This window comes from Sphingomonas sp. OV641, assembly GCF_900109205.1.
Taxonomy (GTDB): domain Bacteria; phylum Pseudomonadota; class Alphaproteobacteria; order Sphingomonadales; family Sphingomonadaceae; genus Sphingomonas.
The window spans coordinates 195,035-221,398 of sequence record NZ_FNZB01000002.1 but is presented as its reverse complement, the minus strand read 5'-3'; the positions used below and the strand labels follow the sequence as shown (position 1 = coordinate 221,398).

Annotated in this window: 26 protein-coding genes and 1 pseudogene; 9 read left to right on the top strand and 18 right to left on the bottom strand. The window is 66.2% G+C overall.

From position 1 onward, the window contains the following. Window positions 1-83: 83 nt before the first annotated feature. Complete coding sequence (gene hslU / locus BMX36_RS11965) at window positions 84-1,379, top strand: ATP-dependent protease ATPase subunit HslU (protein WP_093065796.1); 1,296 nt, start codon at window positions 84-86, stop codon at window positions 1,377-1,379. Between the two features lie 54 nt (window positions 1,380-1,433). On the opposite strand, the gene BMX36_RS11960 is transcribed toward hslU, so the two are convergent. From BMX36_RS11960 to BMX36_RS11935, 6 genes are all read right to left on the bottom strand, one after another. Then, window positions 1,434-1,739, bottom strand: coding sequence for a hypothetical protein (locus BMX36_RS11960; protein ID WP_066782205.1), 306 nt, complete (start codon window positions 1,737-1,739; stop codon window positions 1,434-1,436). A gap of 126 nt (window positions 1,740-1,865) precedes the next feature. Next, window positions 1,866-2,996 carry an acyl-CoA dehydrogenase family protein gene (locus tag BMX36_RS11955; protein WP_093065794.1) on the bottom strand — a complete coding sequence of 377 codons (1,131 nt, stop codon included), beginning with the start codon at window positions 2,994-2,996 and terminating at the stop codon, window positions 1,866-1,868. Window positions 2,997-3,057: 61 nt separating this feature from the next. Then, window positions 3,058-4,635 carry a DHA2 family efflux MFS transporter permease subunit gene (locus tag BMX36_RS11950; protein ID WP_093065792.1) on the bottom strand — a complete coding sequence of 526 codons (1,578 nt, stop codon included), beginning with the start codon at window positions 4,633-4,635 and terminating at the stop codon, window positions 3,058-3,060. Between the two features lie 50 nt (window positions 4,636-4,685). Next, window positions 4,686-5,837 carry an HlyD/EmrA/EmrK family protein gene (locus BMX36_RS11945; protein WP_093065791.1) on the bottom strand — a complete coding sequence of 384 codons (1,152 nt, stop codon included), beginning with the start codon at window positions 5,835-5,837 and terminating at the stop codon, window positions 4,686-4,688. Further along, a complete protein-coding gene (locus BMX36_RS11940; protein WP_256210779.1) occupies window positions 5,834-7,273 on the bottom strand; it encodes an efflux transporter outer membrane subunit in 1,440 nt (479 codons plus the stop codon). Before BMX36_RS11940 ends, BMX36_RS11945 begins: the two co-directional genes overlap by 4 nt. Next, a complete protein-coding gene (locus tag BMX36_RS11935) occupies window positions 7,261-7,722 on the bottom strand; it encodes a MarR family winged helix-turn-helix transcriptional regulator (protein ID WP_197420523.1) in 462 nt (153 codons plus the stop codon). The genes BMX36_RS11940 and BMX36_RS11935 overlap by 13 nt, the downstream gene beginning before the upstream one ends. Window positions 7,723-7,837: 115 nt before the next feature. On the opposite strand from BMX36_RS11935, the gene BMX36_RS11930 reads away from it, so the two are divergent. Further along, window positions 7,838-10,693, top strand: a complete 2,856-nt coding sequence (locus BMX36_RS11930) for a M16 family metallopeptidase (protein WP_093065790.1) — start codon at window positions 7,838-7,840, stop codon at window positions 10,691-10,693. Then, window positions 10,693-10,992 carry a hypothetical protein gene (locus tag BMX36_RS11925; protein ID WP_093066353.1) on the top strand — a complete coding sequence of 100 codons (300 nt, stop codon included), beginning with the start codon at window positions 10,693-10,695 and terminating at the stop codon, window positions 10,990-10,992. Before BMX36_RS11930 ends, BMX36_RS11925 begins: the two co-directional genes overlap by 1 nt. A 39-nt stretch (window positions 10,993-11,031) precedes the next feature. Here the strand turns inward: BMX36_RS11925 and BMX36_RS11920 are convergent, their stop codons facing one another. From BMX36_RS11920 to BMX36_RS11885, 9 genes and pseudogenes are all read right to left on the bottom strand, one after another. Beyond that, the gene (locus BMX36_RS11920) at window positions 11,032-11,475 is read right to left on the bottom strand and encodes an SRPBCC family protein (RefSeq protein ID WP_093065788.1); all 444 of its coding nucleotides are present in this window, start codon (window positions 11,473-11,475) and stop codon (window positions 11,032-11,034) included. A gap of 12 nt (window positions 11,476-11,487) precedes the next feature. Continuing rightward, window positions 11,488-12,102, bottom strand: a complete 615-nt coding sequence (locus BMX36_RS11915) for a dihydrofolate reductase family protein (protein ID WP_066778172.1) — start codon at window positions 12,100-12,102, stop codon at window positions 11,488-11,490. Next, complete coding sequence (locus tag BMX36_RS11910; protein WP_093065786.1) at window positions 12,095-12,595, bottom strand: VOC family protein; 501 nt, start codon at window positions 12,593-12,595, stop codon at window positions 12,095-12,097. Before BMX36_RS11910 ends, BMX36_RS11915 begins: the two co-directional genes overlap by 8 nt. Before the next feature lie 24 nt (window positions 12,596-12,619). Beyond that, window positions 12,620-13,402 (bottom strand): VOC family protein, encoded by a 783-nt coding sequence (locus BMX36_RS11905; RefSeq protein ID WP_093065784.1) that lies wholly within the window; start codon window positions 13,400-13,402, stop codon window positions 12,620-12,622. Window positions 13,403-13,418: 16 nt separating this feature from the next. Beyond that, window positions 13,419-13,799, bottom strand: coding sequence for a DUF1428 domain-containing protein (locus BMX36_RS22145; protein ID WP_305825948.1), 381 nt, complete (start codon window positions 13,797-13,799; stop codon window positions 13,419-13,421). Continuing rightward, window positions 13,788-14,132: pseudogene (locus BMX36_RS22140) on the bottom strand (DUF1428 domain-containing protein); the annotation flags it as partial. The pseudogene BMX36_RS22140 and the gene BMX36_RS22145, both read right to left, overlap by 12 nt. Then, on the bottom strand, window positions 14,129-14,833 hold the full coding sequence (locus BMX36_RS11895; protein ID WP_093065780.1) for a glutathione S-transferase family protein: 705 nt from the start codon (window positions 14,831-14,833) through the stop codon (window positions 14,129-14,131). The pseudogene BMX36_RS22140 and the gene BMX36_RS11895, both read right to left, overlap by 4 nt. Window positions 14,834-14,997: 164 nt before the next feature. Next, entirely contained in the window at window positions 14,998-15,228 is a 231-nt protein-coding gene (locus BMX36_RS11890; RefSeq protein WP_093065778.1) for a DUF4287 domain-containing protein, read from the bottom strand. Between the two features lie 14 nt (window positions 15,229-15,242). After that, window positions 15,243-15,677, bottom strand: a complete 435-nt coding sequence (locus tag BMX36_RS11885) for a VOC family protein (protein WP_093065776.1) — start codon at window positions 15,675-15,677, stop codon at window positions 15,243-15,245. A gap of 95 nt (window positions 15,678-15,772) precedes the next feature. Between BMX36_RS11885 and BMX36_RS11880 the strand changes: the two genes are divergently transcribed. From BMX36_RS11880 to BMX36_RS11855, 6 genes are all read left to right on the top strand, one after another. Then, window positions 15,773-16,441, top strand: coding sequence for a winged helix-turn-helix transcriptional regulator (locus BMX36_RS11880; protein WP_371262877.1), 669 nt, complete (start codon window positions 15,773-15,775; stop codon window positions 16,439-16,441). 46 nt (window positions 16,442-16,487) lie between these two features. Continuing rightward, entirely contained in the window at window positions 16,488-17,492 is a 1,005-nt protein-coding gene (cobS, locus tag BMX36_RS11875; protein WP_066778154.1) for a cobaltochelatase subunit CobS, read from the top strand. Between the two features lie 7 nt (window positions 17,493-17,499). Beyond that, window positions 17,500-17,925 carry a hypothetical protein gene (locus BMX36_RS11870; RefSeq protein ID WP_093065773.1) on the top strand — a complete coding sequence of 142 codons (426 nt, stop codon included), beginning with the start codon at window positions 17,500-17,502 and terminating at the stop codon, window positions 17,923-17,925. A 2-nt stretch (window positions 17,926-17,927) separates the two neighbouring features. Next, complete coding sequence (cobT, locus tag BMX36_RS11865) at window positions 17,928-19,751, top strand: cobaltochelatase subunit CobT (RefSeq protein ID WP_093065771.1); 1,824 nt, start codon at window positions 17,928-17,930, stop codon at window positions 19,749-19,751. Between the two features lie 77 nt (window positions 19,752-19,828). Next, a complete protein-coding gene (locus tag BMX36_RS11860; protein ID WP_093065769.1) occupies window positions 19,829-20,842 on the top strand; it encodes a glycosyltransferase family 2 protein in 1,014 nt (337 codons plus the stop codon). A gap of 147 nt (window positions 20,843-20,989) precedes the next feature. Continuing rightward, window positions 20,990-21,976, top strand: coding sequence for an acyltransferase family protein (locus tag BMX36_RS11855; protein WP_177179123.1), 987 nt, complete (start codon window positions 20,990-20,992; stop codon window positions 21,974-21,976). A gap of 208 nt (window positions 21,977-22,184) precedes the next feature. Here the strand turns inward: BMX36_RS11855 and BMX36_RS11850 are convergent, their stop codons facing one another. From BMX36_RS11850 to BMX36_RS11840, 3 genes are read right to left on the bottom strand one after another with little or no spacing between them, the layout of a single operon-like run. After that, a complete protein-coding gene (locus BMX36_RS11850; protein ID WP_218142162.1) occupies window positions 22,185-23,408 on the bottom strand; it encodes a tetratricopeptide repeat protein in 1,224 nt (407 codons plus the stop codon). A 10-nt stretch (window positions 23,409-23,418) separates the two neighbouring features. Next, on the bottom strand, window positions 23,419-25,599 hold the full coding sequence (locus BMX36_RS11845) for a GumC family protein (RefSeq protein WP_066778146.1): 2,181 nt from the start codon (window positions 25,597-25,599) through the stop codon (window positions 23,419-23,421). Between the two features lie 54 nt (window positions 25,600-25,653). After that, the gene (locus BMX36_RS11840; RefSeq protein WP_197420522.1) at window positions 25,654-26,352 is read right to left on the bottom strand and encodes a polysaccharide biosynthesis/export family protein; all 699 of its coding nucleotides are present in this window, start codon (window positions 26,350-26,352) and stop codon (window positions 25,654-25,656) included. Window positions 26,353-26,364: the final 12 nt, after the last annotated feature.

The window sequence follows — 26,364 nt, the reverse complement described above, 5'->3', positions numbered from 1 at the left end:
TGGGCCCCGGCCTTCGCCGGGGAACAGGAAGGGATGGGCGTCCCGCTTGATCCCCCGCTTCCCCGCCCCGATATGCGCCGGCGATGAACGACAATCTTACCCCAAAGGCGATCGTCGCCGCTCTCGACGCTCACATCATCGGACAAAAGGAAGCCAAGCGCGCCGTCGCGGTCGCGCTGCGCAATCGCTGGCGCCGGCAGAAGCTCAGCCCAGAGCTGCGCGACGAGGTAACGCCCAAGAACATCCTGATGATCGGCCCGACCGGCTGTGGGAAGACCGAGATCAGCCGCCGTCTGGCGAAGCTCGCCGATGCGCCGTTCGTGAAGGTGGAGGCGACCAAGTTCACCGAAGTCGGCTATGTCGGTCGCGACGTGGAGCAGATCGCGCGCGATCTCGTGGAAGAAGCGGTGCGGCTGGAGAAGGAACGCCGCCGCAATGCGGTGAAGGACAAGGCCGAGGAAGCGGCGATGGGGAGGCTGCTCGATGCCTTGGTCGGCAAGGATTCGAGCCAGGCGACGCGCGAGAGCTTCGCCCAGCGCTTCCGCGACGGGCACCTCAACGAAACTGAGATCGAGCTGGAGCTTCAGGCCGCGCCGCAGATGCCGTTCGAGATGCCGGGCGGCGGACAGGTCGGCATGATCAACCTCGGCGAGATGTTCGGCAAGCTCGGCGGCGGGCAGACCAAGCGGCGCAAGCTGCTGGTGCCCGCGGCTTGGGAGAAACTGGTCGAGGAGGAGGCCGACAAGCGGCTCGACCAGGACGAGGTGAGCCGCGTGGCGCTGGCCGATGCGGAGGCGAACGGCATCGTCTTCCTCGACGAGATCGACAAGATCGCGGTGAGCGACGTGCGCGGCGGTTCGGTGAGCCGTGAGGGCGTGCAGCGCGATCTGCTGCCGCTGATCGAGGGCACTACCGTCTCAACTAAGTATGGCCCGATGAAGACGGACCATATCCTGTTCATCGCGTCGGGCGCCTTCCATGTGGCGAAGCCGAGCGATCTCTTGCCCGAGCTGCAGGGCCGCCTTCCCATCCGCGTGGAACTGAAGGGGCTGACCGAGGATGATTTCGTCGCGATCCTGTCCGACACCAAGGCGTCGCTGCCGGCACAGTACAAGGCGCTGATCGGGACGGAGGGGGTCGAGGTCAACTTCACCGAGGATGGCATCCGGGCAGTGGCGCGGATCGCGGCCGAGGTGAACGGCGAGATCGAGAATATCGGTGCGCGGCGGCTGCAGACCGTGATGGAGAAGCTGCTGGAGGAAGTGAGCTTCGACGCGGAGGACCGTGGTGGCAGCTCCATGACCGTGGATGCGGCCTATGTCGAACAGCAGCTCGCCAGCGTGGCGCGCAATACGGATCTCAGCCGCTTCGTCCTGTGAAGGACAACGGGCGGCCCGTCATCGGGGCCGCCCGTCGGTTGGATCAGGTGTGGATCAATAAGGCTCGACCGTCACGCTGGGGCGGCGGGTGACGGTGACACCGCGTTCCGCCATTTCCTTGTCGAAGTCATGCCGCGCGTCGGCCACTTCGCGGCGATACTCGGACCAGGCATCGACACGATCTGCCTTGTCATTCGCGCGGGCAAGATCGCTGCGCAACTCCCGACGTGCCTCGCTCAAGTCAGTCTTGTAGTCGAGATAGTGGGAATTTGAATCGTTATAAACGCCATGACGCACATCGGCCTGTGCGGCCGTAGCAAAAGCGGTGCCGGCAACTGCCAGCGCAATCATAATCTTCATGTGCCATACTCCGGCTTCTGAAAGACTGGATCGCTAGAACGGCTTACCTGCGGATTACGTTCCCGATGCTTTCGGGCCGCACGCGAATGCTTGTTTCCACTGGCTTTGTTGTTCACCGCGGGGGCGTCAGATTCCCAGATCCTCGCGCATCAGTGCAGCATAGCGTTTCGCGTGGTGATCGGTCGCACCGAACTGCTGCTCGATGGCGGTAGCGCGGCGGAAATAATGGCCGACCGCCAGCTCGTCCGTCATGCCCATGCCGCCGTGCAGTTGCACCGCATTCTGCCCAACGAAGCGCACTGCATCGGCCACCGTCGCCTTTGCCGCCGCGACCGCGCGGGCGCGCTGCTCGGCGGGACCCTCGACATGGAGCGCGGCGAGATAGGCGGCGGAGGTCGCCTGCTCGACGGCGATATACATGTCCACCATGCGGTGCTGCAGCGCCTGGAAGCTGGCGAGCGGCTGGCCGAACTGCTTGCGCTCCTTGGTGTAAGCGACCGTGTCGCCGAGCAGCTTGCGGGTGAGCCCGGCGGCCTCGGCGCACAGGGCAGCGATCCCCTCGTCCCGCGCCTGTTCCAGCAGCGGCAACGCGCCGCCTTCGTCACCCAGCAAGGCATCCGCCGGCAGGGTGACGCCGGCGAGCGTCAGGTCGGACGCGGGCAGGCCATCGATCAGGGCATAATCATGGCGTGACAGCCCCGCAGCATCGGCCGGCACGAGGAAGAGGGATATGCCGCGCACGTCGCGCGTGTCTCCGGAGGTGCGGGCGGTGACGAGCAGCCAGTCGGCACCCGGCGCGCCGGCCACGACGACCTTTTCGCCATCCAGCGTCCAGCCATTGCCGCTCCGCCGCGCTTTTGTCTTCACCGCCTCCAGCGCCTGGCGGCTGTCCGCCTCACCAGCAGCCAGCACGGCGCGGAGGCTGCCATCGGCGAGCTGCGGGAGAAGCGCGGCGGCGCGCTCCCCACCGGTCCGCTTCAGGAGGCCGGCGGCGATCACCGCGGTTTCGATATAAGGAATGGGGGCAAGCGCCTCGCCAAGCGCGTCCGCCACCACCATGGTTTCGACCGCGCCGCCGCCCAGGCCACCAGCCTCGGCCGGCAGGGTTGCGCCCAGCACGCCCAGGTCGCGGCCAAGAACGCGCCACAGGGCGTCGGCGTCGCGCGACTTATGGGGATCGAACGCAAAGCTTTGCGCCAGATACCGCGTGAGCGTGTCGCGCAGCATCACCTGCTCGTCGCTGAGCGAAAGATCCATGGCCCTCTCCCGTCCTTTTCTTGGAACACGCTATGAATTGGCGCGGGAGCGGACGCAAGGCTCAGTCGGCGGCGACGGGCCCAGCGCCATGGGCAGAGGGGCGGCGGCACAGCCACACGATGATCAGCAGCGCGCCGCTGAGATAGGCGGACAGGCGGAACAGATCGGTGGAGGCGAGGAGATAGGCCTGACCCACCATCTGGCGGGTGATGACGGCCGCCGCCTGGGTGGCGTTCAGCCCCAGGTTGGCCAGCCCCTCGCTCGCCATCTGATAGGGAACGTTGTTCCCGATCGCCTCCGACAAGCGGCCCTGGTGCAGCGCCTCGCGCCGGTCCCAGGCGGTAGTGATCATCGATGCGGCAAAGGCGCCGGCGACGATGCGGGTGAAGTTGGACAGGCCGGTCGCCGACGGCAGCCGCTCGGGCGGGATGCGATCGAGCGAGATGGTCAGCATCGACAGGAAGAAGGTCGACATGGCAACGCCCTGCACCAGCAGCGGAAAGACGAAATCCCAGAAGCCGGCGTATGTGGTGTAGCCCGACCGCAGCCAATAACTGATCGCAAAGGCGACAAAGGCGATGCTGGCGAGGATCCGCGCGTCGATCTTGCCCGACAGCCGCGCGCTCAAGGGGGTGAGCAGCACCGCCACCACCCCGCTGGGCGCGGCGACAAGGCCGGCCCAGGTGGCGGTATAGCCAAGCTGCGTCTGGAGCCACAAAGGCAGCAGCAGGATGTTGGCGAAGAACACCGCATAGCCGAGACAAAAGGCGATGTTGCCGATCGCGAAATTGCGGCTGGCGAACAGCGACAGGTCGACGATCGGGTTGGCGTCGGTCAGCTCCCAGATCAGCCAGGCGACGAAGCCGACGCCGGCGATCACCGTCAGCACCACGATCATCGGATCGTTGAACCAGTCGGCATTCTTGCCGAGATCAAGCATCACCTGCAGGCAGCCGACCCACAGCACCAGCAGCGCGAGGCCGATGGTGTCGATCGGCACCTTGGCGGTTGGCGTCTCCCGATCCTTCAGGTTCGACCAGCAGATCGCGATGGTGAAGATGCCGAAGGGCACGTTGATCAGGAAGATCCAGCTCCAATGATAGTTATCGGAGATGTAGCCGCCGAGGATCGGCCCCATGATCGGCGCGACCAACGTCGTCATCGACCAGATGCCGAGCGCGGTGGCGCGCTTTTCCGGCGGGAAGACGGAGATCAGCAATGCCTGGCTGCCCGGCATCATGGGGCCGGACACCGCGCCCTGAAGCACGCGGAAGATGATGAGCGAGGGCAGGCTCCAGGCAATGCCGCACAGGAAGGAGGCGAGCGTGAACAGCGCCAGCGAGGTGCAGAAGGTGCGCACCACGCCGAATCGGCGCATCAGCCATCCGGTCAGCGGCACCGATATACCGTTGGCGACCGCAAAGGCGGTGACGATCCAGGTCGAATTGTCCGAGCTGACACCCAGATTGCCGGCGATGGTGGGAAGCGAGACGTTCGCGATGGTGGTGTCGAGCACCATCATGAAGGTGCCGAGCGCCAGCGCGAAGGCGACGAGGCCGAGGCGCGCGCCGGATAGCGGAGCGGGTTGCGCCGGCGGGCCGCCTGGCCGCGCGGCGACCGGGGCGGCGGCGCTAGCCATGCGACCGATCCGTCAGCATGGCGGCGGTGAGGGGAGCGCGTGCCATCGGATCAGCGGTTCGCCGCGATGATCTGAGCGATCTTCGCCTCGACGGCGGGATCGGCCTCGGCGACGTTGCCACGATAGGGTTGCGCGGCGGGGGCGGCCAGACGCGCACCGCCGGTGCTGGCGGTGTCCACCGTGGCGAGCACCGACAGGCCGACGCGCAGCGGGTTCGCACCCAGCTCTTTGGGATCGAGCATGATCCGCACCGGCACGCGCTGCACGATCTTGATCCAGTTGCCGCTGGCATTCTGCGGCGGCAGCAGGGCAAAGGCGTTGCCGCTGCCCGCCGACAGGCCGGCGACGCGGCCGTGATAGACCACTTCATCGCCATAAGCGTCGGCCACCACCGTCGCGGGCTGACCGATGCGGATGTCCTTGAGCTGCGTTTCGCGGAAGTTCGCGTCCACCCACAGGCGCTGGAGCGGGACCACCGCCATCAGCGGCGTGCCGGCGGCGATCTGCTGCCCCACCTGCGCCTGGCGCTGCGCCACCACGCCATCGATCGGCGCGACAATATGCATGTGGCTGCGCACGATGGCGGCGCGGCGATAGGCGGCGATGGCGGCGAGCACGGCGGGGTTGGTGTTCACCGCCGTGCCGGCCACCGTGCTCTGCGCCTGGGTGCGGCGGCTGCGCGCCAGGTTCAACGCGGCGCGGGCGACCTTTACCTGATCGGCGGCGTGGCTGAGTTCCTCGCCCGAGACGGCGCCCTCCGCGGCGGCACCGCGCCGGCGGGCGTAATCGGCCTGGGCGGCGGCGAGCTGTGCCTCCGCCTGAACCACGGCGGCGCCGGATTCAGTGACGCGGGAGAAATCGGCGCGGGTGCCACGCACGGCGCGCGCCAGTTCCGCCTCGGCCGCGGCGAGGTTCACGTCGGCCGTCAGCGGATCGAGATCGATCAACGGCTGGCCAGCCTTCACCGACTGCGTATTGTCGGCGTGGATGGCGATGATCGTTCCCGGATCGCGCGCCGTCACTGCCACTACGTCGCCGGCGACATAGGCGTCGTCGGTCTCCTCTTCCGGTGCGGCGAGGAGGAAGTGGAACACGGCCCAGATCGCGATGCCGACGATCACGACGATGGCGAGACCCAGCAGCAGCCGGCGACGAAGCGCCGGGCGGCCGGCGGGCGGGGCGGGAACGGCGGTATCGGTCATGATGCTGGGTTCCGGGAGGGATCAAAGCCGCCGCCCAGCGCCTGGGCGAGCCGTGCCCGTGCGGCAAGCGCGTCGACGGACAGGGTGGCGGAGGCGAGCTGGGCGTCCAGCAGGCGGATGTCGGTGTCGATGCCGGTGAGGCGCGACTCGAGCCCGGCATTGATGCGAACGGCGTTCAATCGGTTCGTTTCGGCGAAGCCGCGGACCACTTCGGCCTGCGCCCTCGCCTCGGCCGTGTTGGCGCGAATCTGGGCAAGCGCGTCCGCCGCTTCGCGCACCGCGCCAACCACCGTGCGGTTGTAATCCGCGATGGCGAGATCGACCTGCGCGGTCGCCCCGGCGAGATCCGCCTCGAGCCGGCCGGAATCGAAGATCGGCAGGTGGAGCGCGGCCCCGGCACCGGCGGTGCCCGCGTCGGCGTTGAAAAGGTTGCCGATGCCCACCGCCTGCAGGCCGGCAAGCGCGACCAGATTGACGTCCGGGTAAAAGGCGCGGCGTGCCACCTGGCGCCCGGCGGCGGCGGCATCGACCCGCGCGGCGGCGGCAGCGATATCGGCTCGGCGGGCGAGCAGGTCGGCGGGGATCGTCGCGGGCAAGGCGAGGGTGACGGGATCGGACAGGCGCGTCGGGCCGATCCCGGCCGCATAATCCGATCCCCGCCCCGCCAGCGCCGCCAGCGCGTCCACCGCAATGACGCGCGCGGCCTCAGCCCGGGTCAACGCTACACGTGCCTGGGCGAGCAGGGTGACGGCGGCCTGCACATCCAGCTTGCTGGCGAGCTGGTTCTGCACCCGCGTGTTGGTGAGCCGCACGGCGCGTTCGCGTGCGGCGATCGTCTGACGGGCGATGGCGGCGATCCGCTCGGCGCGGGCCACCTCAGCATAGGTCGCGACGATCGAGCCAGCGAGCATCAGCCGCGCTGCATCCACGTCGAAGCGGGCGGCGGTAAGCGAGGCGCGGGCGCCCTCGATGGCGGCGCGCTGGCGGCCGAACAGGTCGAGGTTCCATGAAAGGTTCGCCTGGGCGGTGCCGAGGAAGCGCACACTGCCGCCATAAGGCGGCGGGATGGTGTAGCGGCCCGACAGTCGTGCGACCTGCGCATTGGCGTCGCCGGTGATATCCGGCCCGGTTTCCGCATCGCGGCGGGCAAGCACCGCCTGCGCCTGCCGGACACGGGCGAGCGCGGCAGCGAGATCCGGATTGCCGGCCGATGCGTCGGCGACGATACGGTCGAGCTGCGGATCGCCGAATGCCGTCCACCAATCGGGATCGATCGCCGGCATGGATGCGCCGGTGAGACCGAGATCCGCAGGCGCCCGCTGGCTGAGCTGCGGCGCGGTGTCGGGCGGGGTGCAGGCAGCGAGCAGCGCGGCGAGCGCAGCCGGGCCGGCGGCGTGCGCGACGATGCGCCGGGACTTCATCTTCAGGCGGCGCATGTGTCGCTTTCCTCCATCGTGCGGCGCAGCCGCTGCAGCATGGCGATCAGATTGGCGACGTCGGCATCGCTCCAGTCTGCGAGAAAGCCGTTCCAGCAGGCGATCACCTTGCGCTTGGCCGCAATCGCCGCCTCGGAGCCGGCCTTGGTCAGCGACAGGCGGATTAGCCGGCGATCCTCATCGTCGCGTTGTCGCGCCACCCAGCCCTTCGCCTCCATCTGATCGATCAGCCGGGTCATCGCGCCCTTGTCGTGGCCGAGCGTGCGCGCGAGCCCGACGCAGGTGTCGGCGTGACCGAAGTGGAGCGACACCAACGTCATCCATTGCGTGGCGGTCAGACCATCCGCCGCCAGCGTCCGATCAAGCGCCGCCACCGACATCTGGTGGATCAGCCGCACCAGATAGCCGGGCGACGCATCCGGGTAGAAGGTCGACTCGGTGAATGCCATCATTGTTGCTTAGGCAATCGTTGCTTTGGCAGTCAATCCTTTGTGACGAAATGTTGCCCGCTTCCCAGCGCGCCGGTCGGCGACTAGGCTGCCGATATCGTTGAGGAGTATCGAATTGCGTCTGTCGATCTCACTGGCCGCCAGTGTCGCGGCCCTTGCTCTTGTTCCCCCCTCCTTCGCCCAGACCACGCCGCAACCGGGTGTAGCGGCAACGGCCGACCGGCCAGCCCCCGTCGCCGACCTCGTGGGCGCCATCGACATCCCATACCAGCAGTTCACCTTGCCCAATGGCCTGCGCGTGGTGGTGCACACCGATCGCAAGGCGCCGGTGGTGGCTGTGTCGGTCTGGTATGACGTCGGCTCCAAGCATGAACCGGCGGGCAAGACCGGCTTTGCGCATCTGTTCGAACATCTGATGTTCAACGGCAGCGAGAATGCGCCGGGCGATTTCTTCGAGCCGCTGAAGCAGGTCGGCGCGACCGATCTCAACGGCACGACCTATTTCGATCGTACCAATTACTTTGAGACGGTGCCGACCGCCGCGCTGGAACAGGCGCTGTACCTCGAAAGCGATCGCATGGGCTGGCTGACCGGCGCGATCTCGCAGGCGGTATTGGATGAGCAGCGCGGCGTGGTGCAGAACGAGAAACGCGAAGGCGACAATCAGCCTTACGGCCTTATCAGCTACAAGCTGATCGAAGGCGTGTTCCCGGATGCGCATCCCTACGGCCACAGCACGATCGGATCGATGGCCGATCTCGACAAGGCCAGCCTTCAGGACGTGAAGGACTGGTTCCGTGACCATTACGGGCCGAACAATGCCGTGCTGGTCCTGGCAGGCGATATTGACGTGCCGACGGCGAAGCGCCTGACGGCCAAATATTTCGGCGCCATCAAGCGCGGGCCGGAGAGCGTGGCCCCGCAAGCGGCGGTGCCGGTGCTGGCGCAGCCGCGCAGCGAGGTGATGAAGGATCGGGTCGCCGCTCCGCTCGTGGTGAAGAGCTGGCCAGTCCCGGGCCTCAACGATGCGGCGGCACCGGCGCTGGAGGTTGCCGCATCGGTGCTGGGCGGGCTCGCCAGCTCGCGCTTCGACAATGCGCTGGTGAAGGGTGACAAGACCGCCGTGCAGGTGAGCGCGAGCTATTCCGATTTCGCGCAGGTCGGCACCTTCACCATCCATGCCATGGTGCGGCCGGGCGTCGACCCGGCGATCGTGTCCCGCCGCCTGGACGAGCTGGTGGCCGAGTTCATCCGCAACGGTCCGACGCCCGATGAGGTGCAGCGGACGCTGACCACCACGATCTCCCGCCGGATTGGCGGGCTGGAGGCGGTCGGCGGCTTTGGTGGCAAGGCGGTCGCGCTGGCGGAGGGCGCGCTCTATTCGGACGATCCGGGCTTCTACAAGAAGCAGCTCGCCGCCTTGGCCGCCCAGATGCCGGCCAGCGTGAAGGCTGCGGCGCAGCAATGGCTGACCCGTCCGAATTACAGCCTCACCGTCGTGCCGGGCGAGCGCGACGCCTATGAGGAAGCCATGGTGCCGCCGCCCGCGGAACAGACCAAGGCGCCGGAGGCTCCGGCCAAGGGGACGCGCGAGCCGATGCCGCCGGTCGGCGAGGTCGGCGCGCTCGCCTTTCCCAAGGTGGAACGGGCGCAGCTCTCGAACGGGGTCGAGCTTGTCTATGCGCAGCGCGCGACGGTGCCGATCACGCAGATGGTCGCCAGCTTCGATGCCGGTGCCGCAGCCGATGTGGCCGACCAACTGGGCACGCAGAGCATGACGCTCGCGATGATCGACGAAGGCACGGCGCGGCTCAATTCGATCCAGCTGGCCGAGGCGAAGGAGCGGCTCGGGCTCGATATCTTCACCGGATCGTCCGCCGATCGAACCACCGTCAGCTTCCGCGCGCCGAGCGCGAATCTCGGCCCGGCGCTGGATATCTGGGCCGAGCTGCTGCGCGCGCCTTCCTTCCCTGATAGCGAGCTGGCGCGCGTCCGGGCGCAAATGCTGACCCAGATCGCGCAGGAGCAGACCGATCCGGAAGGGATCGAGCAGCGTATCCTGCCGCCGATCCTCTACGGCCCGGCGCATCCCTATGCCAAGAACCAGGGCAGCGGCGATGCCGAGGCAGTGGCCGCATTGACGCGCGCCGATCTGGTCGCCTTCCACCACGCATGGCTCAGGCCGGACAAGGCCAAGGTGTTCGTTGTTTCCGATCGTCCGCTTGCCGAAGTGAAGGCGGGGCTGGATCGAGCACTGGCCGGCTGGAAGGGCGAGGGCGCGGCTGGCACCAAGGTGTTCCGTGAGGATCGCAGCCTGCCGGTGCCGCGCATCGTGCTGGTGGATCGCCCGGATTCACCGCAGTCGCGCATCGCCGGCGTGCTTCGCACGGGCCTTCGCGGCACGGACGATTTGTTGCCGGTGATCACCGCCAATGATGCGCTGGGCGGCGACTTCCTGGGCCGCATCAACATGGACCTCAGGGAAACCAAGCATTGGTCCTACGGCGCCTATGGCGGCTTCGCGCGCCATGCGGAGGCCGCGCCCTATCAGCTTCGCGCGCCCGTTCAGGCTGACAAGACCGGCGCGTCGATCGCCGCGATGAAGGCGGAAATCGGCGCGTTCGTCGGCAACCGGCCGATGAGCGAGGCGGAGTTCCAACGGACGATCACCGGCGCGACTCGATCGCTCGCCGGCGATTTTGAAACCTCCGGCGCGGTGCTGGGCGCGATGCAGGCCAACGACCTTTATCGCCGGCCCGACGATTATTATGCCACCATCACGCAGCGGTACCGCGCGATGACGCGCGATCAGCTGAACGGCGCGATCCGTAGCGTCATTGATCCGAACCGTTTCATCTGGGTCGTCATCGGCGATGCCAAGGCGGTCCGGCCTCAGCTTGACACGCTTGGACTGCCGGTCGAGGTGATGCCTGCCGCGTCCGTGACGGGCGCACCCGAGGAGAGTGAATGATGGCTGGAGTGGACGGTACCTACGACGTCACGGTGAAGTCGCCGCTGGGCGACCAGAAGTCGACGCTGACCGTGAAGAGCGACGGCAACACCTTCACCGGCACCAATTCGGGCGCCATGGGCTCGTCTGACGTCTCGGGCGAGGTGAGCGGCAACACGCTGACCTGGAAGCAGCAGATGACCGTGCCGATGCCGATGACGCTGGACATGAACGTGACCATCGACGGCGACACCGTGACCGGCACCGTCGGCGCTGGCGCCTTCGGCAGCTTCCCGCTGACGGGCACGCGGGTAGGGTAACATGCCTTTGCCCCTCCCCGCGAAGGGGAGGGGCTTTGATCAGCGGATCCGCGCGACCACCTCCTCAAGCTGGTCCGTTGCGGCATTCCAGCCGGTGTCGAAGCCCATGGCGGCGTGCTGGTCGCGTGCCTCCTCGGTCCAGTGTCGGGCAATGGCGGTATAATGGGTCTTTTCGCCGGCACCGGCGAACTCGTCGATCCGCACCATGAACGGGCCCGCCGGGATCCAGCCGGGCAGAAATGCGTCGGTGGAAACGATCCGGCGTTGCGGCACCACCTCCAGATAGAGGCCGTCCGACGGCATCTCCTCGCCCTCCGGCCCACGCATCACCATGGCGCAGCGGCCGCCGGTGCGCAGATCGTTCTCGATCACCTCGACCGACCAGGGGCGGGGCACGAACCATTCGGCATAATGTTCGGTCCAGGCGGTCCAGACCCTATCGATGGGTGCGTCGATCACGCGCTCGATCCGCAGTTCAAACATGTGCCAGCTCCGTCAGTCGCCGAAATCGCCGGTACGTACCGGTCCATCACGCTCATAGACGTTCATCACCACGCCGCCCGGGCTGACACGATGGTCGACCAGCCGTAGTCCGGTGGCGGAGGCGGCATCGCCGGTCAGCACGCGTTTGCCGGCACCCAGGATCACCGGCATGATGGTGAGGAAGATCCGATCGATCAGCCCCGCGCCGAACAGCGCGGGATAAAGCTGGCTGCTGCCCTGGATCAGCAGATCGGGGCCGTCGCCGCCGCGCAAAGCCGCGACCGTGCTCGCCGGATCGCCGACCAGCGGCTGCGACCCGCGCCAGGACAGCGTATCGGGATCGGACGTGACGACATATTTGGTGATGCGTTCGAAGCGTTCGCCGATCGGATCGTCTCGGTGGCGCGGCCAGTAATCGGCAAAGATGTCGTAGGTGCGCCGGCCCAGCAGCAGATCATATTCCGCGTTTTGGATATGCCCGGCGATGAAGGCGTCGGTTTGCTCGTCCCAATAGCCCGCTGCCCAGCCGCCCTGAGTGAAACCGCCGCTGGTATCCTCGTCCGGCGCCCCTGGCGCCTGGATCACGCCGTCCACCGACATGAAGAGGCCGCCGATGATCCTACGCATCGGCCGGCTCTCCGGCGCGGGCGCGTTCGATGGTGGCGATATCGATCTTGCGCATGGTCATCATCGCTTCCATCGCGCGCTTCGCGGCGGCGCGGTCGGGATCGGCCATCGCGTCCATCAGCGCACGCGGGGTGATCTGCCATGAAAAGCCCCAGCGGTCCTTGCACCAGCCGCAGGCGCTTTCCTGCCCGCCATTGCCGACGATGGCGTTCCAGTATCGATCGGTCTCCGCCTGATCGTCGGTCAGCACCATGAAGCTGACGGCCTCGTTCGGGGTGAAGTTCGGCCCGCCGTTGAGGCCTAGGAAGGGACGGCCGAGAACGGTAAACTCGACGGTCAGTTCACCGCCCGCCGCCATCGAGGGATTGTCCGCCGGCGAATCCTGCACCGCGCCGACATGGCTGTCGGGAAACAGGCCGGCGTAGAAAGTGGCGGCCTCGCGCGCCTGGCCGAGATCGAACCAGACGCAGGTCACGAGCTTGTCGCTGGGCATCGCTTCTCTCCCACAAGGCTGTCGTCAGGCTGGCTTGCCCGGCGCGGCGACACCGAATGCGGCACCGTGAGGGTCGCGGGCGACGATCACTTTGTCTCCACCGGGTACCTCCATCGGCCCGTTGAGCACCGTGCCGCCCCCGGCCGACACCTTCGCGGCGGCGGCATCGATGTCGGGCGCGCGAAAGTAGAACAGCCAGCCGGGCGGCTGCTCCCCCGCCTTCATCGTCGCGCCCATCACCTCGCCATCGCCGCTGGCAACGAAGACATAATCGCCCAGGTCGCCGGGCATCTCCATCTTGTCCGGATAGGACCAGCCGAACACCTGGGCATAAAAGCCATTGCCGGCGGCCTGATCGGTGGTGGAAAGCTCGTGCCAGTTGCACTTGCCCATGCCCATCCGCTCCCACGAGCGGCTTGGCTCATCGCTTTCGCCGCGCATGACATAGAAGGGGTTGCCTTGCGGATCGGCGACCATCGCCATCCGGCCGACGCCCGGCATGTCGAAGGCGGGGAGATTGACGCTGCCGCCCGCCTGCTTGATCTTGCTCACCGTCGCATCAACATCTTCGACGCCGATGTAGAACAGCCAAGTCGGCGTGGCGCCGCCCTGCACCATCTGCGGCGAGAGGTGCATCAGGCCGCCCACGGTCTCGCCCGATGCCGTGTCGATCATCCGGTAATCCATGTCGCCTTCCGGCCTTGGCCCTACCGTCCAGCCGATCACGGCCTCGTAGAAGGTCTTCGATGCGTCGGCATCGCTCGACAGCAGCTCATACCAGATTGGCGTCCCGGCGGCATTGCGCATCGTGGCTCTCCCTCGTTCAGCGATCAACAACCGGCACAAAGGCGCCGAACATCATGCGCTTGCCGTCGAACGGGCGATCCCCGCCGGCGGACAGCCGCGCGTCGCTCATCAGCCGCTCCCAAGCCGTGTCGCGGACCTGTTTGGACGGCCATTCGATCCAGCCAAAGGCGACGGTCTCGCCATCATGCACCTTTGCGGCGCGGTGGAAATCGGTGATCTTCCCGACCGGAACGTCATTGCCGAACGTGTCGACGACACGCGTCGCCCCGTGCTCGAGGAAAGCGGCGGCGGTTGTTTGCGCAAAGGCGCGATATGCGTCCTTCTTGTCCTGCGGGACGGGCAGCACCAGGCCGTCGACATAGCCGCACTGGCCGCCGTCGCCCGCCTCGTGCAGCACTTCGAAGCCGCCATAGATCATGCGGCTGCCGTCGAAGGGCATCTCGCCCATCGACCCCATGCGCGGATCGCTCATCATCTTCTGGCCCGCGGCGTCGCGCGTCGCCTTGTCAGGATATTCGACCCAGCTGAAAAGCACGGCTTCGTCGTCCTTCGCCTGGACCGCGCCGTACAGATCGTTCACCTCGCCGCGGGGTACGTCATCGCCCCAGCCTTCCACCATGCGGACGGCGCCGAACTCCTTGAACAGATCAAGCGCGCCTTCGGCATGATCGATATATTTCTGTTTGTTGGTGGTCGGCACCGCCACCACGAAGCCGTCGACATAGGTCATGCCGCTTCTCCCTGCTGCTGCTGCTGTTTCAGCCATTCTTCGAACCCGGGCGGCGGATTGCCGGTGAAGCCCGCGAGCTGGTCGGCAAGCGCACGCTGAAACGCGGGGCGAGCGGTGCCACGTGCCACATAGGCGGCAAGGTTCGGGTAGCGTTCGAGAAAGCCGTCGTCCTCCAGGGTGCGCAGCACCGACACCATCATGAGGTCGCCTGCCGTGAACCGGTCGTCCTCCAGCCATTCCTTGTCTCCCAGCCGCTGCGAGACCTCGCCGAAGCGTTCGTGGATGCGCTGCTCGACGGCGGGCAGCCTCGGCTTGGACCAGGGCTGGCCCGCCTCGAACAGGGTCGCAAAGGCATAGTCTGAGATCGGTGGCTCCACGCTGTTGAGCGCGGCGAACATCCATTCGATCGCCCGGGCGCGGGCGGCCGGTTCGCTCGGGAGGAGCCTGCCATGCTGCTCGGCGATGTGGAGCACGATCGCGCCGGATTCGAAGAGGATGAGATCGCCCTCCTCATAGGTCGGCACCTGGCCGAACGGCTGACGGGCGCGGTGCGGCTCCTGCTTTTGGCTGCCCTGCGGCAGGTACAGCACGTCATAAGGCTGGCCCACTTCCTCCAGCGCCCAGCGTACGCGCAGGTCACGGACCTGGCCGCGCGCGAAATCGGGCACCCAGTCAAAGGCGGTGATGGTCGGTTTCGACATCCTCTCTCTCCTTTTTTGGCGTCAGGGTCAGCGTCAGGCCAGCGGCCCGGCACCGATCGCTGCCGCATGAAGCAGGATCGCGAGCGAGGTCGCGACGAATGCCCCGATCCCGTTCATCATGGCACGGTGACGTTGCGGCATGATGTCGCTCCTTCAGGCGCGCGTCAGGCGTCGCCTTCCTTCTTGGTTCCCTTCAGCAGGGCGACCACCGCCATGGCATGGCCGTGACCAAGCCCGAGATCGGCCTTGAGCGTGTCGACGATCGCCATCGGCTTCACCCCCGGGGACAGCGTGCCGTCGCGGGTCCAGCCCTTTTCCGCCCCCATTGCGCGCAGATCCGCGGGTGCCTTGCCGGTCTTCTTCTCGATCGTGTCGAGATAGGCCTGAAATGACATGGCGCTTGTCCCGATCAGGCGGTGGCGGGTTCGGGCTGGCTCATCGCCTGCCCGGCGGCGGCCATGTCCATGTGCATCGGCTCCCACGTATGGCCATCGAGATCCTCGAAGGCGCGGCTGTACATGAAACCCATGTCCTGCGGTTCGCGCGTCTCGCGCCCACCTGCCGCGATCGCCGCCTCAGTGATCGCATCGACCTCCGCCCTGCTGTCGCGCGAGATGCACAAAAGCACGCCACTGGTGGTCGTGGCGTCGATCAGCGTCTTGTCGGTGAAGGTCGCGTAAAAGGCCGTGTCGAGCAGCATCACGCTGATCGTGTCGGACCATTCCATCGCCGCGGCCTGTTCGTTCGAGAACATCGGATTTCGGGTGAAGCCCAGCGCCTCATAGAAGGTCGCCGCGGCGGCGACGCTGGAGACCGGCAGGTTCACGAAGATCATCCTGGTCATGCGAAACTCTCCGCTTTCGACTCGATGCTTGAGTTTTGTGCCCGACGTAGTTATTAAAAACAACCATGAAGTTAGAAAAAGTGACGAGTAGAAGCTTGGAGCCGGCGAAACGATGGTATGATGACGCGTGCGGGACGGCGCTGGCGATGGAATTGGTGGGTGAGCGCTGGTCGCTGCTGATCGTTCGCGAACTGATGTTCGGACCGCGCCGATTTGGCGAACTGAAGGCCTCGCTGGGGGGGATCAGCGCCAATGTCCTGACGCAGCGGCTGGAAGGGCTGGAGCGCGCGCACATCGTGAAGCGGGAACGATTGGCCCCGCCCGCCAATGTGCAGGTCTATGGGCTTACCCCATGGGGCTGTGAGGCGGAGGAACCGATCAAGGCGCTGGGCGCCTGGGCAGCCCGGTCGCCCGATCACAATCCGATGCTGCCGCTGTCGGCGGCGTCGATGATGCTGTCGCTGCGCACGATGATCGACACTGCCGCCGCCGGCAGCGTCCCTGCGATGGCGATCGGCTTTCAGTTCGGGCCCGAATCCTTTGTCGCGCGGCTGGTGGACGGGGCGTTGCCGATCGTGCGCGGGACAGCCGCGGTGGACGCGCATTTCGCCACCACGCCGCGGATCATGGCGAACTTAACCTATGGCAAATGGCCCATTGCGGAGGCCGAAGCAGTCGGCGATCTGGTGTTCACCGGCGACCGCGATCTGGCCGCGCGCTTCCTTGATCTCTTCCGGCTGCCGGCAAAAGCAGAGGTTGAATAACCCGCAAAACAGGGCCTAAGGCAGTCGTGTTACTTTCGAGGCGCGCATGACCGATATTCCGAACACGCTTCCCGACAGCCGCGAGACCACGATCCTCGACGCGCCCGACAAGATGGTCAGCGTGCGCGAGATGTTCGGCATCGACAGCGACATGCAATGTCCCGCTTTCAGCGAGGCGGACGAGCGGGTACCGGATCTCGATCCCGCCTATGTGTTCGATCCGGACACGACCATGGCGGTGTTGGCGGGCTTCGCGCACAATCGCCGCGTGATGGTGCAGGGCTATCACGGCACCGGCAAGTCGACGCATATCGAGCAGGTCGCGGCGCGGCTGAAATGGCCGTGCATCCGCATCAACCTCGACGCGCACATCAGCCGCATCGATCTCATTGGCCGCGACGCGATCGTGCTGAAGGACGGGCAGCAGATTACCGAATTCCGCGAAGGCCTGCTCCCCTGGGCGCTGCAGACTCCGACCGCTCTGGTGTTCGACGAATATGACGCCGGCCGCCCGGACGTGATGTTCGTGATCCAGCGCGTGCTGGAGACCGAGGGTAAGCTGACCCTGCTCGATCAGAATCGCGTCATCCGCCCGAACCCGTATTTCCGCCTGTTCGCGACCGCCAACACGGTCGGCCTCGGCGACACGAGCGGGCTGTATCACGGCACGCAGCAGATCAACCAGGGCCAGATGGACCGCTGGAACATCGTGGTCACGCTGAATTACCTGCCCGCCGCGACCGAGGCGAACATCGTGCTCGCCAAATCGGGCGAATATGACAAGCCCGAAGGCAAGAAGCAGGTCGAGGACATGATCCGTGTCGCCGACCTCACCCGCAAGGGCTTCATCAACGGCGACATCTCCACCGTCATGAGCCCGCGCACGGTGATCACCTGGGCGCAGAACACGTTGATCTTCAAGGACGTGGGCTTCGCCTTCCGCCTGTCGTTCCTCAACAAGTGCGACGAGGCGGAGCGGCCGCTGGTGGCGGAATATTACCAGCGCGTGTTCGGCAAGGATCTGCCGGAAAGCGTCGTCGGAAAGGCGTAAGCACGGGGTGTCGCGCCGCGCCATCCTGCACATCGGCACGGATAAGACCGGCACCACAGCCCTTCAGGTGGCGTTTCGGCGCGATGCGGAACGGCTTGCGACCTCGGGGGTGCGATATCCTGACTTCCGGATGCCGAACCATGCGGCGCTTGTCTTCGCCGCAGCTGACGAGCTGAGCCACCGGCGCGCCAAGCGACCGGCCCTGGCTGAAGCGGAGATACGCGAGGTCATCGCCCTTCGTCCGGCGATCGCAAGCTATCGGTATGTTCTGGCGGAGCTCCTGCATGACCTTGAGCGAACCGATGCTGCGCGGGAAGCGATCGGCACTGCGCTGGTGATGGAACCGGACAATGACGACTTTCGGCGCTTAGCGGCGTCACTTGGCAATCACGGTAGCGACTTGTGCGGGGCCGGCGAGGAGATCAATAGATAGCCATGGCGACCGAAACACCCCTGGACCGTTTCAAGGCCGTGCTCGGCGGGACGTCTCGCGCCCTCTCGGAGGAGCAGGAGCTGGAGCTTGCCTTCACTGCCGATGCCCCCACCCAATCGGGCAAGCATCTGAAGGTGCCCATGCCGGCGCGCAGCCTGCCGGCCGATCAGGTGGCCGAGGCGCGCGGCTTTGCCGACGGCTTTGCGCTTCGGCTGAAGCACCATGACATCGCGCTGCATCAGCGCGGCGCGCCGCAGGAGGCGCTGGCGCGCGCGGTGTTTGACGCGGTGGAGGGCGCGCGAGTCGAGGCGCTGGGCAGCCGCGGCTATCAGGGGATCACCGACAATCTGACGCATGCGTTGGACGTGCGGCTGCGCGCCGACCCGATCACGCGCGCCCGGACGCGAGACGAGGTGCCGCTATCCACCGCGCTTGGCCTGCTTGTGCGCGAGGCGCTCACCGGTCAGAAATCGCCGGCCGCCGCCGCGCCGGGCCTGGCGCTGGTGCGTGAATGGATCGAGCAGCGCGCCGATCTGTCCAACCTGGCGCTGGCGCTCGACGATCAGCGCGCGTTCCAGTCGCTCGCCATGAAGCTGCTCGAGGATCTGGAGCTGGTCGAGGGCGATCAGGCTCCCGAGGACAGCGACGAAGGCGGCAGCGAGGACGAGGGCACCGACAGCGAGCAGCAGGACGAGGGCGAAGAAGGCGAGAACCAGGACGGCGAGGGCCAGGCCGAATCCGAGCAGCGCGGCGAACAGCGCGAGTCGGACGATGCCGAGGGCGAGGGGCAGGAGCAGGGCGAGGAAAGCTACGACGATCTAGACGGTGAGCCCGGTGACGATGGCGAGGAGGGCATGCAGCCCGTCCGCCCGAACCGCCCGCCGGCCGACTGGTCGCCGCAATTCGAGTACAAGGCCTGGACCAATCAGTTCGACGAAGTGATCGCCGCGACCGAATTGTGCGATCAGGACGAGCTGGCGCGGCTGCGCGGTTATCTCGATCAGCAGCTCGTGCCGCTGCAGGCGGTCGTCTCACGACTGGCCAATCGCCTGCAACGACGCCTGATGGCGCAGCAGAACCGGTCCTGGGATTTCGATCAGGAAGAGGGGTTGCTCGACGCCGCCCGGCTCGCGCGGGTGGTCATCAACCCGATGCAGTCGCTGTCGTACAAGGTGGAAAAGGACACCGAGTTCAAGGACACGGTGGTCACGCTCCTCATCGACAATTCCGGCTCGATGCGTGGTCGGCCGATCTCCATCGCGGCGATCAGCGCCGATATTCTCGCCCGCACGCTGGAACGCTGCGGCGTGAAGACGGAAATTCTGGGCTTCACGACGCGGGCTTGGAAGGGCGGGCAGAGCCGCGAGACCTGGCTTGCCGCCGGTCGCCCGCCGCAGCCCGGCCGTCTCAACGACATCCGCCACATCGTCTACAAGATGGCGGACGAGCCATGGCGGCGGGCGCGCAACTCGCTTGGCCTGATGATGCGCGAAGGGCTGCTGAAGGAAAATATCGACGGCGAGGCGCTGCTCTGGGCGCACAGCCGGCTGATCGCGCGCCCGGAGGAACGGCGCATCCTGATGGTGATCTCCGATGGCGCGCCGGTGGATGATTCCACCCTGTCGGTGAACAGCGGCTCCTATCTGGAGCGGCACCTGCGGCAGGTGATCGACTGGATCGAGCGCCGCTCCCCGGTGGAACTAATCGCGATCGGCATCGGGCATGACGTGACCCGCTACTATAGCCGCGCGGTGACCATCATGGATGCCGAGCAGCTGGGCGGTACGATCATCGAGCAACTCGCCGCGCTGTTCGACGCCGAATAGCGTTGCCCCGGCCAGCCGGCGGCTCGGCAACAAATCGTTGATCGTGTTTCGTCCAGTCTTTGCTATCCGTCAGTTCCATGTCCGCCGTACGAACTGCCGAACCCGCCACGACCCGAAACTGGGCGATTGATCCCGATCACCTATGCGTCGTCATCCCCGTGTTGAATGCGGGGCCGCACTTGGCAGATCTGCTGCCAGCCATGGCGCGCCAGGGGCTCGCGCCGCACCAGTTCCTGATCGTCGATTCACAATCGACCGATGGCAGTGCGGATGCCTTTCGGCAGTTTGGCGCCAGCGTGGTGGAGATCGACCGGCGTACCTTCAACCACGGCGGCACGCGCCAGCAGGCGGTGGAGATGCGGCCGGAGGCGCAGATCGTGGTGATGATGACGCAGGATGCCATTCCCCAGGGCGACCATGCCATCGAACGCCTGGTGCAGGCCTTTGCCGATCCGGCGGTCGGCATGGCCTATGGCCGCCAGTTGGCACGTCCGGTCGCTGGCGGGATCGAGCGGCATGCGCGCTTGATGAACTATCCGCCGGAATCGGACGTCCGCGCGCTCGCGGATCGCACCCGGCTGGGGGTGAAGACGGTGTTCTGTTCCGATTCCTTCGCCGCCTATCGCGCCAGTGCGCTTGCGCAGGTCGGCGGTTTCCCGCGTGATGCCTTTTTTGCGGAGGACCAGCTGGTCGCCGGCCGCATGCTGATGTCGGGATGGCAGATCGCTTATTGTGGTGACGCGGAGGTGACGCACAGCCACGGCTATTCGATTGGTGAGGAATTTCGCCGCTATTTCGACGTCGGCGTGTTCCATGGCCGTAATCGCTGGCTGATCGACACGTTCGGTTCGGCGGGCGGTGAGGGGCTGCGCTTTATCAAGTCGGAGTTCACCTATCTTCTCCGCCATCAGCCGGCGCAGCTCCCGTCGGCGGCGATCCGCACCTTCGCCAAATATGCCGGTTATTGGATGGGCGCGCGGGAGGCGAAGCTGCCAAACCGCTGGAAGCAGCGCCTGTCCATGCAGCCGTTCTATTGGCGCAATAAGGCAGCGGCAGCGGAAAGTCCCAAAACGGTATCGCGCAACGGCTGATCGCGCGACAGGGGCCGTTGACCGTTTACAATTTGTCATGAAAAGACAACACGATCGCCGACGTGCGTGTTGCAACCATGACGATTGCGGCATACCACCGCAAATTACCATTTGGGCTGGAATTTCAGGGCGATGCATAAAAGGCAAATGTTCCAGCGCATCCAGATCCTGCGCTTTATCGCTGCCTTCGCCGTTGTGGCTTATCACGCTCAAATAACGATCGTGTCCTATTTTGCCGGTGCGAAGCCGTATCCGCTTGTAGAAAATGGCGCTTACGGCGTTGACCTGTTCTTCGTCATATCCGGCTTTATCATCGTGTTCATCGCCAGTACGAAGGAAAGTTCAGCGGCAGTGTTCGCGCAGCGCCGGGCGGAACGCATTGTTCCGCTATACTGGCTGGTGACCTTTGGCGTCTTTCTGCTCAGTTACGTGCCCGGACTGGCCCGCGGCCATTTGCCGTCACTAACTCAGCTTATCAAATCGCTGTTCTTCATCACCTGGATCGACGGTCCTGAATCCTATCCGGTGCTGAACGTCGGCTGGACGCTTGAGTTTGAAATGTTCTTCTACCTGCTGGCCGGCCTTTCGCTCGCCGTGACGCCCCGCCCCTGGGCGGCGACCGGGTTCGTGATGCTGGCGCTGGTCGGCACCGGACGCGGCACGACCTTCTTTCTTCAGAACCCAATCATGATCGAGTTCGTCTTCGGCATGATCATCGCCGCCTTTATGTATGACCGGCGTCTGTTCTACTGGCTGCTGCCGGCAGCGGTGGTGGTGCTGGCCTCGCTGCCGCTCACCCCAGCGACGCTTCGGGTTTGGACGTTCGGCGTGCCATCGTTCTTCCTGGTCGCGGGTGCCGTGTGGCTCGACCTTCGCAAGCCCTATGCGGGCGTCGTGCTGCCGAAGCTGGGCGACGCCTCCTACTCGATCTACCTGGTCCACGTTCTGGTCATCTCGCTGGCCTGCAAGATCGCGGTCATCATCATGCCCGATCTGGAGCCGGCAGTCGCCATCCCGGTGGTGGCACTGGTCGCGACCGTGGCCGGCGTCGTGGTGCACCAGCTGGTCGAGCGCAACCTGATGCGGGTGCTGAGCGCGCGGCGGCGCGGCATGGTGGTGGCGCTCAATCCCTGATTGCGCCGCCTGACGGGGGCGCCTGCAAGCGTCCGGCACGGCCGGGAGGCGCCACAATGTCGGCCTGGCCCGTTGCGCCCCCTTTAACGGCGGGCCGCACGGCACGGGAGAGGGCTGCGCAGGCGCCCTCTTGCGTGACATGAGCTGGGCTTACGGTATCGGCATTGGCAGAAGGCGCGCAGGAAACTCGGCCTGCGTGCGGCTTTCCTCAGCGGATGGTGACCGACCGCACGGTGGCCGGCTGCGCATCGAACTGGTCGCGGGCAACCAGCGCCAGCCGCTGCGCAGTGCAATTCGCCGACGGAACCTCGAAGATCACGCTCGAAAGCTCATCGTTCGACCCGCGCTTGAGACGGCGCGGCAGTGCCACCTGTGCGGGCAGGCACGTGAGCGTCCAGCCCGCGGCGGCGGTCTCAGGCGAACCATCGATCCTTGCCGTGAGCTCGTGCGTGCCCGGTGACAACATGATCGTCTGGGAGGCGAGTGCCGCCCCTCCGGACACGCCAGTCGGTATCGTCAGGCCTGGGCGGCCTTCATCGTCGCCGAACGTCACCGTGCCCTCAAGGTTCGCGTTGAGCGACCATTCGAACTGGCTCGTCGGCGCGTCAGCTGCCCGCGCGGAGGCTGCTCTGAAGGCAGGATCGTAGGGAACGCCGGCCAGTTGCTGGGTCGAAACGCCGAACGCCGTGGCCCAGGTGCGGCGCGCGCGCGCGAACTGGCCCAGTTCCGCCAGGCGATCGATGTAGCTCATCCACTCCGTCGGCGCGATCACCGAGCGGCGGTCCTGGAGATCTTTGAACAGCCCGGCCATCGGCTCGGCCAAAGCTTCGGGCAGGCGCTGGCGCACGTCGGCAAAGAAAGCGCCGCGCCACATCGGCTGCTGCGCCAGTCGATCGGCCAGCGCGCCGCGCAGGCGTGGCTCGGCCACGGCGGCAAGGAACAGGCCGCGCACCATCTCGCCACCGCGATTGCGCCGCGCCAGCGCATCGGCGTGTTCCACCACGCCGGTGAAGTCGTCCGTCAGGATCGCGCGCTGCAGCAGCCATTGCTGCGTCGGCGTGTCACGCCACCCCAGGCGACCCGCTTGCTGCATGATAGCCAGGGCCTGCCGACGATCGCCACCGGCTTCAGTGGCAAGGCCAAGGACGCGAAGCGCGCGATCGTTCGTCGGATCGGCCATGATCACCGCATGCGCCAGCTGGCGCGCCGCCTGGTGATCCTTGCCGACCAGCCGGGCCTGGGCGAGTGCGGCGCCAGCCTGGGGATGCTGCGGCGTGCCGAAGACGGTGAGAAGTCGCGGGTCCGTCGACCGGGCGGCGACCGCCGCAAAGCTGACGGTGAAGATCTGCCACAACAGCCACGCACCCAGCACGACCACCACGATCAGCCGCGCCAGCGCGGGCACCCGATTTGTCCTGCCGCTTGTACTCATGCCGATCGTCTCAGCTCTTGTCCTCGCCATAGCTGTAGGAATAGCCAAGGTTGCTGGTGCCAAAGGCGTCCGCGTCGAACTTGGTCAGCACGGCGCCGACAATGGAAGCGCGAACGGTCTTCAGGCGGTTCAGCGCGGTGCGGGCCTGACGCCCGTGAACGTGATTGGCCTGCACGATGAACAGCACCGTATCGACATGCGAGGCGAGCGTCGGAGCATCCGCCAGGCCAAGCACCGGCGGGCTATCCACCAGCACGATGTCATAGGTGCCGGTCATCTGCTTGATCAGCTGGTCCAGCGCCGGGCCGGCGATCAGTTCCGCCGGGTTGATCGGAACGGGGCCAGCAGGAATGAAATCGAGGTTGGCGATCTCGGTGTGCTGCAGCACCTCTTGGATCGTGACCTGCCGGGTAAGCAGGTTGGCGAGCCCGATCTTGTTGCTCACGTTCAGGTGCTTGTGCTGCGCCGGCTTGCGCATGTCGGAATCGATCAACAGGACGCGGCGGCCGATCTGGGCGAAGCCGCGCGCCAGCGCATAGGACGTCGTGGACTTGCCTTCGCTCGGCCCGCTGCTGGTGATCATCATGCTGCGCGGCGCACCCGTCGGCGTGGCGAGCTCAAGTGCGGCGCGCAGGGCATAATAGGCCTCCGACACGTCGGAGCGCACCTTCTGCAGCTCGGCATAGGGCTCCACGCCCGCCGGCAATGCCGGGACGAGCCCGATCATACCGACGCCCAGCTTGCTTTCGATGTCGTCGCCGGAGCGGATCGCATCGTCGAAATGCTCGCGAACCGCCACATAGGTACCGCCGATCAGCAGGCCGGCGAACAGCGCGAGCGCCAGGTTGAGCAGCGGGCGCGGGGAGACGGGGCGGACCGGCGGATCGGCGCGATCGATGATCGACACGTTGTTGGAGGACACGCCGGCGGTGGCGCTCACCGCCTTGTAGCGGCCAAGCAGCGCATCGTAGAGCGCGCGGTTGGTATCAACCTCGCGGCGCAGGATGTTGTAGCGCACGCCGCGGCTCTGCTCGGCGAGCGTGGTGTTCTTCAGATCCTTGATGTCCTGCGCAAGCGCGCGCTCTTGCTTCAGCGCGATTTCATATTGCTGGCGCACGCCGTCGCGAACGCTGCGCGCTACGCGGTCGACCTGGGTGTTGATCTCGGAAAGCCGCGCCTTCGCCTGAACCTGGCCCGGGTAATCGGCGCGGTACCGCTTGGCGTTTTCGTTATACTCGGCCTGCAGCTTGGCGCGGTCCTGCAGCAGCCCCTGGATGACCGGGTTCTGCAGCACCTCGGGCTGGCTCAGCAGCGGGGTGCTGGAGGCCTGATTCCACTTCTGCTCGGCCGCGACGCGATTGGCGACTGCTTCCGAATAAGATTGATTGATCTGTACCAGGCTGGCGGTGGTCAATGAACGGGGGCCGGAGGTCGACCCTTCGCCGCCGCCCGAGCTGGCGTCGATCAGCCCAGCCTCACGCGCATAGGCGAGCAGGGCGCGCTCCGAATCCTCAAGCCGCTGCCGCGTCTGGCGAAGCTGGGTCTCGAGGAAGCTGCGCGCATAGGCCGAAGTGTTGAACCGGCGCTGGATGTTGCTGGTGATGTAGCTGTCGGCATAAGCGTTGGCGATCTTCGCCGACAATTGCCGATCCGGGCTTTCGAACGAGATCGTCGCCAGGCGCGAATCGATCGGAAGATCGACGCTGAGGTTTTCCTGCAGCGCGTCAAGGATCTGCTCGCGCCGCGTTTCCGCCAGATTATAGGCGCCGCGCGGTTCGTCCGCCGGCTCGATGCCCATTTTGGACAGGAAGTCGGCGTTGGCGCGGAAAAGGCCGAGACCCTCGGCAACCTGGCGCGCAATGGTGCGGCTCTGGATGATGTCGAGCTGCGTCTGGAGATAACGATCGCCGTCCAGCAGCGATTCCTCCGGCTCGACATCCGTGCCTTCGAGGATCTGTGCGCTCTGCTGGTCGATCTGGATTCGCGCGGTGGCGCGATACATCGGCGTGCTGAGGAACGTGATCAGCAGGCCGATCAGAACGGCAACGACGATCGCGATGATCAGCTCGCGCCGCCGCCGGTACATGGCGGACCATACGGCGCGCAGGTTGATCGGTCCCCAATTCTCGTGCGCCGCCTCATGAACAGGCGCATCCCCGCTGGTGAAGCGCCCGTGTGAAGCGATGGGCATGACACTGTTCATATAGGATCCAGGCTGTCGAAAACGGGGACGAGGAAGGACGTATCAGTTGACCAGGGGAACAAACAGGCCGGCCGCCGGGGCCAATGCCAGAAGATCATAACCGAACGACTTGATGCCGGAAGTGCCGACCACGACATAGTCGCCGCTCTGCAGGACCGGGTCGGGTGCCTGGCCGGCACGGATGGCGGCGATATCGAACAGCGCGCCCTGGCGCTGGCCCTCCACGGTGCGGAACACCGCGACTTTGTCGAACGTCGCCACGCGGGTCGCACCGCGGGCCAGCGCGATCGCTTGCAGCAGCGTCGTATCGCCCTGGAGGCCGTAGACGCCGGGCATACCGACAGCGCCGTCCACCGTGACGCTCTGCGCCTTGGACTCCGCCACGATCACCGAAACGCGCGGGTCAACCAGGAAGCGGGCGCCGAGCTTGCTCTCCAGCTCCTGGGCGAGCGCCGCCGTCGTCTTTCCGGCGGCCTGCACGCGGCCGACCAGCGGCAGGACCAGCGATCCACCTGTCTCGACCGGCGCTTCCTCGACGGACATGTCGGGCTCGCGGAAGACGGTGATCGTCAGCTTGTCCTGCGGGCTGATGCGGTAATCCGGGCGATTGACCGGAACCTCTGCCGGAACAGTCGCATAGGCTGCCTGGCCGGCGGGAAGTCCCTCCCACTTTTCCGACGACACACAGGCCCCGAGGCCGAGGATCACGCCAGACAGCAGGAAGGAACGGTATGCCTTCATCATGGCCTCTAA

Bases quoted from the DNA above. Each gene is read 5' to 3' on its own strand.
- hslU (WP_093065796.1), top strand. From the start codon at position 84: ATGAACGACAATCTTACCCCAAAGGCGATCGTCGCCGCTCTCGACGCT.
- BMX36_RS11960 (WP_066782205.1), bottom strand. From the start codon at position 1,739: ATGAAGATTATGATTGCGCTGGCAGTTGCCGGCACCGCTTTTGCTACG.
- BMX36_RS11955 (WP_093065794.1), bottom strand. From the start codon at position 2,996: ATGGATCTTTCGCTCAGCGACGAGCAGGTGATGCTGCGCGACACGCTC.
- BMX36_RS11950 (WP_093065792.1), bottom strand. From the start codon at position 4,635: ATGGCTAGCGCCGCCGCCCCGGTCGCCGCGCGGCCAGGCGGCCCGCCG.
- BMX36_RS11945 (WP_093065791.1), bottom strand. From the start codon at position 5,837: ATGACCGATACCGCCGTTCCCGCCCCGCCCGCCGGCCGCCCGGCGCTT.
- BMX36_RS11940 (WP_256210779.1), bottom strand. From the start codon at position 7,273: ATGCGCCGCCTGAAGATGAAGTCCCGGCGCATCGTCGCGCACGCCGCC.
- BMX36_RS11935 (WP_197420523.1), bottom strand. From the start codon at position 7,722: ATGGCATTCACCGAGTCGACCTTCTACCCGGATGCGTCGCCCGGCTAT.
- BMX36_RS11925 (WP_093066353.1), top strand. From the start codon at position 10,693: ATGGCTGGAGTGGACGGTACCTACGACGTCACGGTGAAGTCGCCGCTG.
- BMX36_RS11920 (WP_093065788.1), bottom strand. From the start codon at position 11,475: ATGTTTGAACTGCGGATCGAGCGCGTGATCGACGCACCCATCGATAGG.
- BMX36_RS11915 (WP_066778172.1), bottom strand. From the start codon at position 12,102: ATGCGTAGGATCATCGGCGGCCTCTTCATGTCGGTGGACGGCGTGATC.
- BMX36_RS11910 (WP_093065786.1), bottom strand. From the start codon at position 12,595: ATGCCCAGCGACAAGCTCGTGACCTGCGTCTGGTTCGATCTCGGCCAG.
- BMX36_RS11905 (WP_093065784.1), bottom strand. From the start codon at position 13,402: ATGCGCAATGCCGCCGGGACGCCAATCTGGTATGAGCTGCTGTCGAGC.
- BMX36_RS11895 (WP_093065780.1), bottom strand. From the start codon at position 14,833: ATGTCGAAACCGACCATCACCGCCTTTGACTGGGTGCCCGATTTCGCG.
- BMX36_RS11890 (WP_093065778.1), bottom strand. From the start codon at position 15,228: ATGTCATTTCAGGCCTATCTCGACACGATCGAGAAGAAGACCGGCAAG.
- BMX36_RS11885 (WP_093065776.1), bottom strand. From the start codon at position 15,677: ATGACCAGGATGATCTTCGTGAACCTGCCGGTCTCCAGCGTCGCCGCC.
- cobS (WP_066778154.1), top strand. From the start codon at position 16,488: ATGACCGATATTCCGAACACGCTTCCCGACAGCCGCGAGACCACGATC.
- cobT (WP_093065771.1), top strand. From the start codon at position 17,928: ATGGCGACCGAAACACCCCTGGACCGTTTCAAGGCCGTGCTCGGCGGG.
- BMX36_RS11860 (WP_093065769.1), top strand. From the start codon at position 19,829: ATGTCCGCCGTACGAACTGCCGAACCCGCCACGACCCGAAACTGGGCG.
- BMX36_RS11855 (WP_177179123.1), top strand. From the start codon at position 20,990: ATGTTCCAGCGCATCCAGATCCTGCGCTTTATCGCTGCCTTCGCCGTT.
- BMX36_RS11850 (WP_218142162.1), bottom strand. From the start codon at position 23,408: ATGAGTACAAGCGGCAGGACAAATCGGGTGCCCGCGCTGGCGCGGCTG.
- BMX36_RS11845 (WP_066778146.1), bottom strand. From the start codon at position 25,599: ATGCCCATCGCTTCACACGGGCGCTTCACCAGCGGGGATGCGCCTGTT.
- BMX36_RS11840 (WP_197420522.1), bottom strand. From the start codon at position 26,352: ATGAAGGCATACCGTTCCTTCCTGCTGTCTGGCGTGATCCTCGGCCTC.